The sequence below is a fragment of the Streptomyces sp. NPDC001493 genome, assembly GCF_053597235.1.
Window position 1 is genome coordinate 1 of the sequence record NZ_JBSFHV010000023.1, and the last position, 13,233, is coordinate 13,233.

10 protein-coding genes and 1 pseudogene are annotated in these 13,233 nt (G+C 74.1%); 8 read left to right on the forward strand and 3 right to left on the reverse strand.

Annotated features, from left to right (window positions below; all coding sequences use genetic code 11):
* From ACWCWD_RS27800 to ACWCWD_RS27825, 6 genes and pseudogenes are all read left to right on the forward strand, one after another.
* Positions 1–85, forward strand: a pseudogene (locus tag ACWCWD_RS27800) (IS5/IS1182 family transposase); the annotation flags it as partial.
* Between the two features lie 112 nt (positions 86–197).
* A complete protein-coding gene (locus ACWCWD_RS27805) occupies positions 198–1,121 on the forward strand; it encodes a DUF2797 domain-containing protein (protein WP_450776829.1) in 924 nt (307 codons plus the stop codon).
* A 220-nt stretch (positions 1,122–1,341) separates the two neighbouring features.
* The gene (locus ACWCWD_RS27810) at positions 1,342–2,091 is read left to right on the forward strand and encodes a response regulator transcription factor (protein ID WP_450776831.1); all 750 of its coding nucleotides are present in this window, start codon (positions 1,342–1,344) and stop codon (positions 2,089–2,091) included.
* Positions 2,092–2,096: 5 nt separating this feature from the next.
* Positions 2,097–3,749: a HAMP domain-containing sensor histidine kinase gene (locus ACWCWD_RS27815; RefSeq protein WP_450776833.1), complete on the forward strand. Its 1,653-nt coding sequence runs from the start codon at positions 2,097–2,099 to the stop codon at positions 3,747–3,749.
* A gap of 102 nt (positions 3,750–3,851) precedes the next feature.
* The gene (locus ACWCWD_RS27820; protein ID WP_450776835.1) at positions 3,852–5,357 is read left to right on the forward strand and encodes a glycosyltransferase; all 1,506 of its coding nucleotides are present in this window, start codon (positions 3,852–3,854) and stop codon (positions 5,355–5,357) included.
* Positions 5,354–7,612, forward strand: a complete 2,259-nt coding sequence (locus tag ACWCWD_RS27825) for a glycosyltransferase family 39 protein (protein WP_450776837.1) — start codon at positions 5,354–5,356, stop codon at positions 7,610–7,612. The genes ACWCWD_RS27820 and ACWCWD_RS27825 overlap by 4 nt, the downstream gene beginning before the upstream one ends.
* Positions 7,613–7,735: 123 nt before the next feature.
* Here the strand turns inward: ACWCWD_RS27825 and ACWCWD_RS27830 are convergent, their stop codons facing one another.
* Positions 7,736–8,905 carry a serine hydrolase domain-containing protein gene (locus tag ACWCWD_RS27830; protein WP_450776839.1) on the reverse strand — a complete coding sequence of 390 codons (1,170 nt, stop codon included), beginning with the start codon at positions 8,903–8,905 and terminating at the stop codon, positions 7,736–7,738.
* 270 nt (positions 8,906–9,175) lie between these two features.
* Here ACWCWD_RS27830 and ACWCWD_RS27835 point away from each other — a divergent pair, with 270 nt between their 5' ends.
* Both ACWCWD_RS27835 and ACWCWD_RS27840 read left to right on the forward strand, forming a co-directional pair.
* A complete protein-coding gene (locus ACWCWD_RS27835; RefSeq protein WP_450776841.1) occupies positions 9,176–10,750 on the forward strand; it encodes an MFS transporter in 1,575 nt (524 codons plus the stop codon).
* 106 nt (positions 10,751–10,856) lie between these two features.
* On the forward strand, positions 10,857–11,669 hold the full coding sequence (locus tag ACWCWD_RS27840) for a TetR/AcrR family transcriptional regulator (protein WP_450776843.1): 813 nt from the start codon (positions 10,857–10,859) through the stop codon (positions 11,667–11,669).
* On the opposite strand, the gene ACWCWD_RS27845 is transcribed toward ACWCWD_RS27840, so the two are convergent.
* Both ACWCWD_RS27845 and ACWCWD_RS27850 read right to left on the reverse strand, forming a co-directional pair.
* Positions 11,663–12,658, reverse strand: a complete 996-nt coding sequence (locus ACWCWD_RS27845) for an NAD(P)-dependent oxidoreductase (protein ID WP_450776989.1) — start codon at positions 12,656–12,658, stop codon at positions 11,663–11,665. The genes ACWCWD_RS27840 and ACWCWD_RS27845 overlap by 7 nt on opposite strands.
* A gap of 69 nt (positions 12,659–12,727) precedes the next feature.
* Positions 12,728–13,204 carry a PPOX class F420-dependent oxidoreductase gene (locus tag ACWCWD_RS27850; protein ID WP_450776845.1) on the reverse strand — a complete coding sequence of 159 codons (477 nt, stop codon included), beginning with the start codon at positions 13,202–13,204 and terminating at the stop codon, positions 12,728–12,730.
* Positions 13,205–13,233 lie beyond the last annotated feature (29 nt).

Below are 13,233 nucleotides of genomic sequence, written 5' to 3' on the forward strand. Positions count from 1 at the left end.
CCGCGACTGCCGGCAACGCGGCAACGGCCTCCACTACGCAGTCCAAGCCGTCGCCACCATGCACAACCACGCCCTCACACCATGATCCACAAAGGTGCGGAACCCGGCTCCGCCTGCCCGCCCACAGGCTTCTGCAACACGCTTTAGGGTTGGTCCCTCGCCGATGGTGATGGTGGGAGTGACCGGGGGTTGTCGACGTGGGTTGGCGGTGCACCGGACTGCGGTGGCCCGGGGACGCCCCGGAGCTGGGCTGGGAGAACGGCCGGGACCGGCGCGGGAGCGTCCTCGTGTTCGGGAGCGACCTCGGCTTCCGGGCCCTCGGGGAGCGGGGCTGCGTGGGGGCGCGGGGGAACGCCTGCCCGCTGGGGGCGTCCGTGCCGGGCCGGAGCACGGGGGCCCGGTGCGCGGAGTGCGCGCGGCTGGACCGGGCGCACTCGGTGGCGGCGGACACGATTGCGGACGACCCGCGTACGTACCGGGTCTACCTCGCCTGGTTCGGGCCCGGGATGGTCAAGGTCGGGATCACCGCCGAGGAGCGGGGCGGCGCACGGCTGCGGGACCAGGGCGCCGTGGTCTTCAGCTGGCTGGGCCGGGGGCCGCTGATGGCGGCGCGGCGGACCGAGGAGGTGCTGCGCGCCGCACTCGGGGTGCCGGACCGGATTCCGTACGCCCGTAAGCGCGCGGTGCGCGGGGCGCTGCCGGACGCCCGGGAGCGTGCCGGCGAGGTGGCGGAGCTGTACGGGCGGGCGGCGGCGCTCGAAGGGCGCGGCTGGCCGGAGTCGCTGGAGCGGCTGCCGTACGAGGCGGTGGACCACGCCGGGCTGTTCGGGCTGGCGCGTCTGGAGCCGGACGCGAGGGTCGGGGCGGTACGGGAGCTGGTCGCGGGCGGCGGAGTGTCCGGGCGGCTCGTGGCGGCCGCCGGACCGGACCTGCACCTGGCGACCGGCGACGGCGGTGCGGTGGTGGTGCTCGACACCCGGCTGATGACGGGCTGGGAGCTCGTACGGGCGGCGGCGGGGCCCGAGGCGCCGGGTGACGAGGGCGGTGGTGGCCGGGGTCCGGCGGTGACCGTTCCGGTCGACGACCTGGGGCGCGGCGGGGTGCAGGACGGGCTCTTCTGAGCGTGCGGGGCGGGCTCTTCCGAGCGTGCCGGAGGGGCTCTCCGAGCGTGCGGCACTGGCTTTCCGGGCGTGCGGGGCGGTCAGTTCCGACCGGTTCCGCTTCGGTACGGATCGGTCTTGGAGCGTCTTGGGTTCTTCATGACCAGAGCCTGACTTGTTTCTCAGGCTTTTCACAGAAACGGGCAAGCTCCCTCTCAGAGCGGTCTCACAGGGTGGGGGGATGACGACGACCTCGCCCCAGGGGCGTACCGAAGTGCTCAGGGCCGACCGCAACTCCGCCAACCCCGTCCGCGTGCTGGTCGTGGACGACGAGCCGCCGCTCGCCGAGCTGCTCTCGATGGCCCTGAGGTACGAGGGATGGGACGTACGGAGCGCCGGGGACGGTGCCGGTGCGCTGCGTACCGCCCGGGACTTCCGCCCCGACGCGGTGGTGCTCGACGTGATGCTGCCGGACATGGACGGTCTGGCGGTGCTCAGCAGGCTGCGCCGCGACCACGCCGACGTGCCGGTGCTCTTCCTGACGGCCCGGGACGCGGTGGAGGACCGGATCGCGGGGCTCACGGCGGGCGGCGACGACTACGTCACCAAGCCGTTCAGCCTGGAGGAGGTCGTGGCGCGGCTGCGCGGGCTGATCCGCCGCTCCGGTACGCACACCAGCGCCCGCAGCGAGTCCACGCTCGTCGTCGGCGACCTGCTGCTCGACGAGGACAGCCACGAGGTGAGCCGGGGCGGGACCTCGATCCACCTCACCGCCACCGAGTTCGAACTGCTCCGGTTCCTCATGCGCAACCCCCGCCGGGTGCTCAGCAAGGCGCAGATCCTGGACCGGGTGTGGAACTACGACTTCGGCGGCCAGGCCAACGTCGTCGAGCTGTACATCTCCTACCTGCGCAAGAAGATCGACGCGGGCCGTACGCCGATGATCCACACCCGCCGGGGCGCGGGCTATCTCATCAAGCCCGGCGAGTAACGGGGATGAGCGGGCGTACCGGCCGGCGGGCGGCCACCCGTGGCGGAGCCGACGGCGGCACCGGCCGGAGGCGCGGCCGGCCCTGGACGCTGCGGACCCGGCTGGTGGTCTCCGCCGTCTCGCTCATCGCCGTCGTCGCGGCGGTGATCGGTTCGGTGACCGCGATCGCCTTCCACAGCTACATGTACGGGAAGCTCGACGGCCAGCTGGACTCCATCGCGGTCCGGGCGGGGCTCGGCCCCGGGGTCGGTGAGCCGGGGCCGCGCGGTGTTCCGGGCACCGGCCTGCTCGACTTCATCGGCAACGGCGGCCAGCCCATCGGTACGGTCGGCGCGGTCGTCGCCGAGGACGGTACGGTCCTCGACTCGAAGGTCCTCGCCGACCTCGGCAAGGACACCATGCCCAGCTCCGCGCCGCTGACCGGTGCCCAGTCGAAGGCGCTGGAGTCCTCCGGGGCCGCGGGCGACTCCGCCACGCACGACGTCGAACTCCCCGGACTCGGCTCCTACCGCGTCGAGTCCGCCGCCGGGAAGGGCGGCGTCACCTTCCTCGTCGGCATCCCGAGCGAGGAGGTGAGCAGCGACATCACCGCGCTCCTCCTGGTGGAGGTGTGCGTCACCGGGGCGGGGCTCATCGCCGCCGGTATCGCGGGGGCCACCATGGTCGGGGTGGCGCTGAGGCCGCTGCGCCGGGTCGCCGCGACGGCGACGCGCGTCTCCGAACTACCGCTGCACAGCGGTGAGGTGGCTCCGCTGGTACGGGTCCCCGAGGCGGAGGCCGATCCCCGTACCGAGGTGGGGCAGGTCGGGGCCGCGCTCAACCGGATGCTGGGGCACGTGGGTTCGGCCCTGGCCGTCCGGCAGGAGAGCGAGACGCGGGTCCGGCAGTTCGTCGCGGACGCCAGCCATGAACTGCGCACCCCGCTCGCCTCGATCCGCGGGTACGCCGAACTGACCCGCCGCGGGCGCGAGTCCATCGGGTCCGACACCCGGCACGCGCTGGGACGCATCGAGTCCGAGGCCGAGCGGATGACCGGGATGGTGGAGGACCTGCTGCTGCTGGCCCGGCTGGACGCGGGCCGCCCGCTCGACCACCGGCCCACCGACCTCTCGCCGCTCGTGGTGGACGCGGTGAGCGACGCCCGTGCGGCGGACCGTGCCCGGTCGGCGGAGGGCGGCCACCTCTGGCGGCTGGAGCTGCCGGACAACCCGGCGACGGTACGGGCCGACGCGACCCGTATCCATCAGGTGCTGGTCAACCTGCTCGGCAACGCGCGCACCCACACTCCGCCGGGTACCACCGTCACCGCCGGTGTGCGCCCCGCCGGGCCGGGGGTTCCCTGGGTGACGCTGGAGGTACGGGACGACGGGCCGGGGATCCCGGCCGCGCTGCTGCCGCACGTCTTCGAGCGGTTCGCCCGGGGCGACGCCTCGCGCTCGCGCCACGCGGGCTCCACCGGACTGGGGCTCGCCATCGTGCAGGCGGTCACGGCCGCGCACGGCGGGGAGGTCGCGGTGCGCTCGGTACCGGGCGAGACGGTGTTCTCCGTCCGGCTGCCGGCCTGTGCGGAACCCGGTGGCGCGCCCGGTGCGGGGCCGGGTGCGGGGCCCGGTACGGAGAGCGCTGGGACACCTGCCGTTCATCTCAACTCCCTTTGAATTAAGGTGTTGTGAGGATTCGTCAGGCAACGTCGGAGACTCACAGTCCGGTCACAGCCTCAGCACACCGTCGTGACAGCGCGGCCCGCGAATGTCGTGACCATGCGAACCGACAACCCCTGGAGCGCCGGCACCAGTGCCCTGCCGGCCCGGCAGCATCTCCCGGCCGGGACGGTGGACGCGCACGGAGCGCCCGTACTCGTACTCGACGTGGTCGTGCCCGTGTACAACGAGGAGAAGGACCTCGAAACCTGTGTCCGGCGGCTGCACGAGCACCTGTCCCGGACCTTCCCCTACCGCTTCCGCATCACGATCGCGGACAACGCGAGCACCGACACCACCCCGCAGGTGGCGTCCCGGCTCGAAGCGCTGCTGCCGGAGGTGGTCTCGTACCGGCTGGAGCAGAAGGGGCGCGGGCGCGCCCTGCGCACGGTGTGGTCGCGGTCCGGTGCGCCGGTCCTCGCCTACATGGACGTCGACCTCTCGACCGACCTGAACGCGCTGCTGCCGCTGGTCGCGCCGCTGATCTCCGGCCACTCGGACCTGGCGATCGGGTCCCGGCTGGCGCGCAGCGCGCGGGTGGTGCGCGGGTCGAAGCGCGAGTTCGTGTCGCGCTCCTACAACCTGATCCTGCGCTCCTCGCTCTCCGCCCGGTTCAGCGACGCCCAGTGCGGGTTCAAGGCGATCCGGCGTGAGGTGGCCGAACGGCTGCTGCCGATGGTCGAGGACACCGGCTGGTTCTTCGACACCGAGATGCTGGTCCTCGCCGAGCGGGCCGGCCTGCGCATCCACGAGGTGCCGGTCGACTGGGTCGACGATCCCGACTCCACGGTGCACATCGTGAAGACCGCCACCGAGGACCTGAAGGGCGTCTGGCGGGTGGGGCGGGCGCTGGCCGTCGGCGCGCTGCCGCTCGACCGGCTGGCCCGGCCGTTCGGCGACGACCCCCGGGACCGTACGGTGCCCGGCGTACCGCGCGGGCTGGCCCGGCAGCTGGTCGGGTTCTGCGTGGTCGGGGCACTCTCGACCGCCGTCTACCTCGCGCTCTACTCCCTCTTCCGGCTGGGGGTCGGCCCACAACTCGCCAACGCGGGAGCCCTGTTGGTCTCCGCCGTCGCCAACACGGCGGCGAACCGGCGTCTGACCTTCGGGGTGCGCGGCCGGGGCGGCGCGGTCCGCCACCAGGCGCAGGGCCTCGTGGTCTTCGCCATCGGCCTCGCGCTCACCAGCGGTTCGCTCGCCGCGCTGTCCACCACGGCCCCGTCCACCTCGCACTCCACGGAGGTCGCCGTGCTGATCGCGGCCAACCTGGCGGCGACCGTGCTCCGCTTCCTGCTCCTGCGCGCCTGGGTCTTCCCGGAGCGGCGCGGCGAGCGGCCCGCCCCGGTTCCGGCCGCCGCCGACGGGCCCGCCCCGACGCAGGCCACCGCCGACGACCGGCCCACCGCGCGCCCCGCCGGACACCCGGCCCCCGCCGGACACCCGGCCCCCTTCGACGCCTTCGGCACCGCCCCGCACGCCGACCCGTTCGCGGGCTCCCGTACGGCTCCGATCACGGCCCCCGGCACCGACCCGTACGCCGACGACGAACTGAGGAACGCCCGATGACCGCCTCCCTCCACCCCGACGCGTACCCCGCGCCGCCGCCCCCGGTGCCGCCCGCCGCGCCGCAGCCGTCCCACCGGGCGGCCCCCGCCGCCGGGACCGGCCGGGCCGGACGGCTCTGGCGCGGCCGGCCCGAGGACCCGGCCTGGGCGCGTCCGGCCTTCCTCGGGCTGCTGCTGGTGGTCGCGCTCGCCTACCTCTGGAACCTGAGCGCCTCCGGGTACGCGAACTCCTTCTACTCCGCGGCCGTCCAGGCCGGCAGCGAGAGCTGGAAGGCGTTCTTCTTCGGCTCCTCGGACGCGGCCAACGCGATCACCGTCGACAAGCCGCCGGCCGCGCTGTGGCCGATGGCGATCTCGGTGCGGATCTTCGGCCTCGGCTCCTGGGCGATCCTGCTGCCCGAGGTGCTGATGGGCGTCGCCACCGCCGGGGTGCTGTACGCGGCGGTGCGCCGCCGCTTCAGCGCGGCGGCGGGCCTCCTCACGGTGGGCGCGTTCGCGCTGACCCCGGTCGCCGCCCTGATGTTCCGCTTCAACAACCCGGACGCGCTCCTCGCGCTGCTGATGACCGTCACCGTGTACTGCGTGCTCCGCGCGGTGGAGAACGGCCGCACCAGGTGGCTGGTGTGGGCGGGCGTCGCGGTCGGGCTCGCCTTCCTGGCGAAGACCCTCCAGGCGTTCCTGATCCTGCCGCCGCTGGCCGTGCTGTACGCGGTGGTCGCGCCCGTGCCCGTACGGAAGCGGTTCGGTCAACTCGCCCTCTCCGCCGTGACGATGGTCGTCGCCGGCGGCTGGTGGGTGGCGATCGTCGAGCTCTGGCCCGCCTCCTCCCGCCCGTACATCGGCGGCTCGCAGAACAACTCCTTCCTCGAACTGACCTTCGGCTACAACGGACTCGGCCGCATCAGCGGCGACGAGACCGGCAGCGTCGGCGGCGGTGGTGGTGGCGGTCAGGGCGGCGGCTGGGGCGAGACCGGCATCGGCCGCATGTTCAACTCCGAGATCGGCAGCCAGATCTCGTGGCTGCTGCCCGCCGCGCTGATCCTCCTGGCGGCCGGGGTCTGGCTCACCCGGAAGGCACCGCGCACCGACGCGCGCCGGGCCGCGTTCCTCGCGTGGGGCGGCTCGCTGCTGATGACCGCGGTGGTCTTCAGCTTCATGGCCGGCATCTTCCACCAGTACTACACAGTGGCCCTCGCCCCCTACCTCGCGGCGCTCGTCGGCATCGGTGCCGTCGCGCTCTGGGAGGAGCGGGCCGCCTGGTGGGCGAGCGCGGTGCTCGGCGGGACCGTCGCGACCACGGCGGTCTGGGCGTACGTGCTCCTCGCCCGCACCCCGGACTACCTGCCGTGGCTGCGCTGGGCGGTCCTGCTCTTCGGCCTGATCAGCGCCGTGTGGCTGGTGTTCGCGGGACGGCTGGGCCGGCCGCTCGGGCTCGTGGTGGCGGCGGTCGCGGTCGTCGCGTCGCTGGCCGGCCCGGCCGCGTACACGGTGTCCACGCTGAACACCGGGCACCAGGGCTCCATCGTGACGGCCGGCCCCTCCGGCGCCAGCACGATGGGCGGTGGCGGCGGCCCCGGCGGTGGTGGTGGCGGCATGCAGCCTCCGGGCGGCATGACCGGCGGTCAGGGCAACGGCGGCCAGGGCTTCGGCCAGAACGGTCAGGGTCAGGGCCCCGGTGGCGGCGGCACGCCTCCCACCGGCACGGCCCCGAACGGTACGGCCCCGAACGGCACGTCTTCGAACGGCACGGCGGGCCAGATGCCCGGCCAGGGCACCAACGGGCAGAACGGCGCCAACGGCCAGAACGGTACGAACGGCCAGAACTTCGGCCAGATGCCCGGCGGTGGAATGGGCGAAGGCGGCCCCGGCGGCGGCGGAGGCGGCGGCATGGGCGGTCTGCTCAACGGCGCCACGGTCTCCGACGCCGCGAAGAAGCTCCTGGAGAAGAACGCCGACGACTACACCTGGGTCGCCGCGGCCATCGGCTCGCAGAACTCCGCCAGTTACCAGCTCGCCACCGAGGACCCGGTGATGGCCGTCGGCGGCTTCAACGGCAGCGACCCGTCCCCGACCCTGGCCCAGTTCAAGAAGTACGTGGCCGACGGGAAGATCCACTACTTCATCGGCGGCGGGATGGGCATGGGCGGCGGCGACAGCGGCACGTCCTCGAAGATCTCGTCCTGGGTCGAGGCCAACTACAAGGAGGTGACCGTCGGGAGCGCCACCCTCTACGACCTGACGCAGCCCAAGAGCTGACCTCGGTCCACGGCAACGCACCACCTCATGACCACCCGTCCCCACGGGCGGGCGGGCCCGGCAGCCCCACGGCTGTCCGGGCCCGCCCCGGTCGTGTCCGGGGGTGTCGCGAGGAGGCCCCGCTCAGTCCCCCGCCGCGTCGAGCCGCGCCGCGTACGTCCAGAAGTCCCGCATCAGCTCGGGCGGCTTCGGCCCGCCCAGCTCGACCTGGGTCAGCAGCAGGGTGACCAGCCCGGTCGACGGTACGAGGTGCCCGGCGGTGCCGGTGCCGCCGATCCAGCCGTACCGCCCGCGTACGTTCCACGGGTCCTGGGTCTCCACGTCGACCGACCCGCCGAACCCCCAGCCCTGCCCCTCCGTGAAGAGCCCGCTCGCCCTGCGCTGGGCGGGGGTGAGGTGGTCGGTCAGCATCTGCCGCACCGAGCCGGCCGACAGCAGCCGCCGCCCGTCGCCGGTCAGGCCGCCCGCGAGGAGCATCCGGGCGAAGGCGAGCCAGTCGTCCGCGGTGGAGACCAGGCCGCCCGCCCCCGAGGGGAACGCGGGCAGGGTGCTCCACTGCCCGTCCGCCGGGTCCACCAGGTCGAACCCGCCGTCCGGGTGCGCCCGGTAGTAGCCGGTGAACCGGCCGAGGTCCGCCGCCGGAACGGCGAACCCGGTGTCCTTCATCCCCAGCGGTTCGAACACCCGCTCCGCCAGGAACTCCGGCAGCGACTGCCCCGAGACCCGGGCGACGAGCACCCCGAGGATGTCCGAGCAGGTGTTGTAGAGCCACGCCTCACCGGGCTGGCGGAGCAACGGGATGTGGGACAGGGTCCGCATCCAGGTGTCCGGTTCCGCCACCGCCTGCGGCTGCGGCGGGCCCTGGTGCAGCTCGGAGAAGAGCGGTGCGACGGCCGGGAGCGCGAAGTCGGAGGGGAAGCCGTACCCGGCGCGGAAGGTGAGCAGGTCGAACACGGTGATCGGCCGCCGGGCCGGCACGACGTCCTCGACCGGGCCGTCCGGGGTGCGTACGACCCTGGGGGAGGCCAGCTCCGGCAGCCAGGTCCCGACGGGCTGGCCGGGGGTGAGACGGCCCTCGTCGACCAGCACCATCGTGGCGGCGGCGGTGACCGGCTTGGTGAGGGAGGCGATCCGGAAGAGGGTGTCGCGGGCCATCGGCGTGCCGCCGCCGGTGTCCGCCGAGCCGGACGCGGTCACGTCCACCCGGTCGCCGCGGGCCACGAGCGCCACGGCGCCGGGGACCGCGCCCCGTTCGACGTAGGGGTCCAGGAATGCGCGCAAGTCCGTCGTCATGGGTCCCACCCTCTCGGTCCGTTCGCCGCGAGGGTGACTCCCGCGCCGACCGGGATACGGCGGGGGTGCCGGCCGGCCGTACTGATGGACGCGCGCCCGTTCGACCCGTGCGGTCGGCTGTTCGCCCGTTCGGATGAGTGCCGGAGGCATGTCTTGTACGCCGTACAGCGATCGCCTTACGGTGTATGGCGTTCGGCTCCTCCCGCCGCTGCCCAGCACCCGTCCCGCACCGACAGGCCCGCCGCGGTGCGAGAGGCCCAAGGAGACCGCATGACGGCGAACGCCTCCACCCCTGCCACCGGCCCCGGCCCGACCGGGCACCCCCAGCGCTGGCTGATCCTCGGCGTGATCTGCCTGGCCCAGCTCACCGTGCTGCTCGACAACACCGTCCTCAACGTCGCGATCCCCTCCCTCACCGAGGAGCTGGGCGCGACCGGCGCCGAGGTGCAGTGGATGATCAACGCCTACTCGCTCGTCCAGTCCGGCCTGCTCCTCACCGCCGGCAGCGCCTCCGACCGCTACGGCCGTAAGAAGCTGCTGCTCGCCGGGCTCACCGTGTTCGGTCTCGGGTCCCTGGCGGCGGGCCTCGCCGAGACCCCCGGCCAACTCGTCGCGGCCCGTGCGGAGATGGGCGTCGGCGCCGCTTTCCTGCTGACCAGTACGCTCGCCGTGGTGGTCCAGGTCTTCGACGCGACCGAGCGGGTCCGCGCGATCGGGCTCTGGGCCACGGTCAACTCCCTCGGGTTCGCGGCCGGTCCGCTCCTCGGCGGGGTGCTGCTCGGCCACTTCCGATGGGGCGCGATCTTCCTCGTCAACCTCCCCGTCGCCGCCCTCGCCCTGGTCGCGGTGGCCCTGCTCGTACCGGAGTTCAAGAACCCGGGGAGCGAACGCCCCGATCTGGTCGGCGCGTTGCTCTCCACCCTCGGCATGAGCGCCCTGGTGTACGCGATCATCTCCGGCCCGGAACACGGCTGGAGCTCCTTCCGGGTGCTGCTCACCGCGTTCGCCGGGGCCGCCGTGCTGGCCGGGTTCGCGCTCTGGGAGCTGCGGGTGCCGTACCCGATGCTCGACCCGCGGTTCTTCCGGAGCCGCTCGTTCACCGGCGCGGTGGCGGGCGCGGTGCTGGTGGCGTTCGGGATGGGCGGCTCGCTCTTCCTGCTCACCCAGCACCTTCAATTCGTGCTCGGATACGGCCCGTTGGAGGCGGGCCTGCGTACCGCCCCGCTGGCGCTCACCGTGGTCGCGCTCAACCTCACCGGGTTCGGCGCCCGGCTGGTCCCCCGGCTGGGCACGCCCGCCACGATCGCGGCCGGGATGTCCCTGCTGGCGGCCGGTCTCGCCGCCGTGGCGCTGCTCGCCGGGCGGGGGTACGACGGCATGCTGCTCGGCCTGGTCGTGATGGGGGTGGGGATCGCCCTGGCGGCCCCCGCGATGGCCGCCGCGATCATGGGCGCCATCCCGCCGGAGCGCGCGGGGGTGGGCGCGGGCGTCAACGGCACCCTCGCCGAGTTCGGCAACGGCCTCGGGGTCGCCGTCCTCGGCGCGGTCCTCACCTCCCGCTTCACCGCCCTGCTCCCGCTCGCCGCAGCCGGAGCCGCCTCCCTGCCCGCCGCCCTGGCGGCCGTCGGGGACGGCCCGGAGCGCGCCGCCGTCACCGACGCCTTCGCCGCGGGGCTGGAGCGGGGCCAACTGGCGGGCGCGGCAGCGGTGCTGGCCGGCGGGCTGGTCGCGGCCCTCCTGCTGCGGAGGGCGGAGCGGACGCCGCGACCGTCCGCCGGTACCCGGGAATCCGCGCCGGAGGGAGAGGCGAACACGGCGGGGGAGCCGTCCGGTTCGGCGGCATAGCATCGGACCGGGCATCCGGGGCATCCGTGACGATGCCCCGCCCGGTCCGTCCCCCGCCCGGTCCGTCCCGCCCGGTCCGTCCCCCGGAGAACGAGGAGAGTGCGTCATGGAGTCCGCGGCCGACCCCGCGCCGGAACCCGCACCGGAGGCGGCCGACGCCTCCCCGCCGGCCGTACGGACCAGCGTGTGGCTGGTCCGCCGCCCGGCCTCGCGCACCCGCAGGTCGCAGGGGTCACCCGCCGGTCTCGACCGCGACCGGATCACCGCCGCGACGGTCCGGCTGCTGGACGCGGAGGGTCTCGCGAAGTTCTCCATGCGCCGCCTCGCCGCCGAACTCGACGTCACCGCGATGTCCCTCTACTGGTACGTCGACACCAAGGACGACCTGCTGGAGCTCGCCCTCGACGCCGTCCACGGAGAGATCGAGCCGCCCCCCGATGACGCCCCCTGGGCCGACCGCCTGCGCGAACTCGCTGGAAAATACCGGGCGTTGCTGGTGCGCCACGTATGGGCCTCGTCGCTCGTCGGGAGCTTCCTCAACATCGGCCCGCACTCCCTGCGCTTCACCCGCGCCGTCCAGGACGTGATCCGGGCGACCGGCCTGCGGCTGCACCAGCAGACCGGAGCGCTGTCGGCGGTGTTCCAGTTCGTGTACGGCTTCGGCACCATCGAGGGGGACCTCCGCAGGCGCTCCGCCGCCGCCGGGGTCAGCCAGGACGAGTACTTCCGGCAGGCGATGACCGCGTACCGCTCCGAGCCGAGCCTCAAGCAGGTCGTGGACGTCTCGCAGGACCTGATGGACGCGCGCGGTGGTGACACCGTCGAGGAGATGCGCGAGCGGGACTTCACCTTCGCGCTCGACCTGCTGATCGCGGGCATCGAGGCGATGCGGTACCGCACGCCCGGGGCCTCTCAGTAACCGCGGTCCACGTCCACGGTCAGCGCGGGCCGCCGCCCCGCACGCAACTCGCCCCAGCAGGCGGCGAAGTCGGTGAGGACGTCCTCGTCCGCCGTGATCCCCGCAGAGTGCGAGGTGACGACCGTGCGCGGCAGCCGCCAGCAGGGGTCGCCGGGGGCGGCCGGTTCGGACGCAAGCACGTCCAGCACCGCACGCCGTACGGCCCCGGTCCGCAGCGCCTCGTCCAGCGCCGCCAGGTCCACCGTCGCCCCGCGCCCCACGTTGACGAACGAGGCTCCCCGTACGCACCCGAAGCGCTCCGCCCCGAAGTAGTTCTCCGTGGCGGGGGTGAGCGGCAGCGCCGCGACGACCCAGCGCGCCTCGCCGAGCGCCTCCCGCTCCGCCTCCCCGCCGGCCGGCACCACCCGGTCGAAGCCGGGCGGCAGGGCGGCGGGCACGGTCCGGGCCACGCCGACCGTACGCAGCCCGCAGGCGCGCAGGCGCGAGGCCACGGCGGAGCCGATCCGGCCGGTGCCGTGGACCAGGGCGGTCTGTCCCGCGGCGAGTTCGGACGGCATGCGCCGCCACTCCTCGCGTGCGTGCATCGCGGCGAACTCGGGTACGGACTGGCACTCGGCGAGAACCCAGGCGAGGACGTACTGAGCGATCCGCGCGTCCATCCGGCCGACCGTCCGGGTCAGCAGCGCCCCTGCGGGCCAGGGCCCGGGGGCGAGCAGCGCGTCCGTACCGGCGTTGACGCTGTGGAACCAGAGCAGGTCCTCCTCCGGCAGTCCGACCGGCCGCGTCGCCCCGACGCAGACGACCGGCCCACCGCCCGGCCCACCGACCGGCGGACCGCCCGGCCCGCCGGAGGCCACCGGCTCCGGGTACGCGGCCCAGGGGCGGCCGGTGATCTCCGCCAGCCCGTCGCGCACCGCGGGTGCGAGGCCGGGGGCGGTGAGCAGCCGGGCGCGGGCGAGGAGGCCGGGGTCGGGCAGGACGGCGGTCACGGGAGGCACTCGGGGCGTTCCTCAGGCGTCGGTGGAGGTGGCGATGGCGCGGCAGGGCACGGGCGGGTCTCAGGCGTCGGCGTCGGGCACCAGCCGGGCGGGGAAGCCGCCGGTGGCGATCGGGCCCCAGCGTTCCGGGGTGATCCGGATGATCGACTTGCCCTGCTTGACCATGGCGGCCCGGTACTCGTCCCAGTCCGGGTGCTCGCCGGAGATGTTGCGGAAGTACTCCACGAGCGGCTCGACCGAGTCCGGCGAGTCGATCACCTCGGCGGTGCCGTCGATCTGCACCCAGGGGCCGTTCCAGTCGTCGGAGAGGACGACCACGCTGACCTGGTCGTTCCGCTTGGCGTTGCGGGTCTTGGCGCGCTCCGGATAGGTGGAGACGACGATCCGGCCGGAGTCGTCGACCCCGCAGGTCAGCGGGGATGCCTGGGGGCGGCCGTCGGACCGGGCGGTGATCAGCAGCGCCCGGTGGCGGGGCCGGACGAACTCCAGCAACTCGTCACGGTCGGCGGTGGTGTTGGTCGCGATGTGGGGAGCCATGCGGCCAGCCTAAAGGCGGGACAGCCTTT

What these genes read in the sequence shown, in the direction of transcription:
- ACWCWD_RS27810 (WP_450776831.1), top strand. Translation starts at nt 1,342, where the DNA reads ATGACGACGACCTCGCCCCAGGGGCGTACCGAAGTGCTCAGGGCCGAC.
- ACWCWD_RS27815 (WP_450776833.1), top strand. Translation starts at nt 2,097, where the DNA reads ATGAGCGGGCGTACCGGCCGGCGGGCGGCCACCCGTGGCGGAGCCGAC.
- ACWCWD_RS27820 (WP_450776835.1), top strand. Translation starts at nt 3,852, where the DNA reads ATGCGAACCGACAACCCCTGGAGCGCCGGCACCAGTGCCCTGCCGGCC.
- ACWCWD_RS27825 (WP_450776837.1), top strand. Translation starts at nt 5,354, where the DNA reads ATGACCGCCTCCCTCCACCCCGACGCGTACCCCGCGCCGCCGCCCCCG.
- ACWCWD_RS27830 (WP_450776839.1), bottom strand. Translation starts at nt 8,905, where the DNA reads ATGACGACGGACTTGCGCGCATTCCTGGACCCCTACGTCGAACGGGGC.
- ACWCWD_RS27835 (WP_450776841.1), top strand. Translation starts at nt 9,176, where the DNA reads ATGACGGCGAACGCCTCCACCCCTGCCACCGGCCCCGGCCCGACCGGG.
- ACWCWD_RS27840 (WP_450776843.1), top strand. Translation starts at nt 10,857, where the DNA reads ATGGAGTCCGCGGCCGACCCCGCGCCGGAACCCGCACCGGAGGCGGCC.
- ACWCWD_RS27850 (WP_450776845.1), bottom strand. Translation starts at nt 13,204, where the DNA reads ATGGCTCCCCACATCGCGACCAACACCACCGCCGACCGTGACGAGTTG.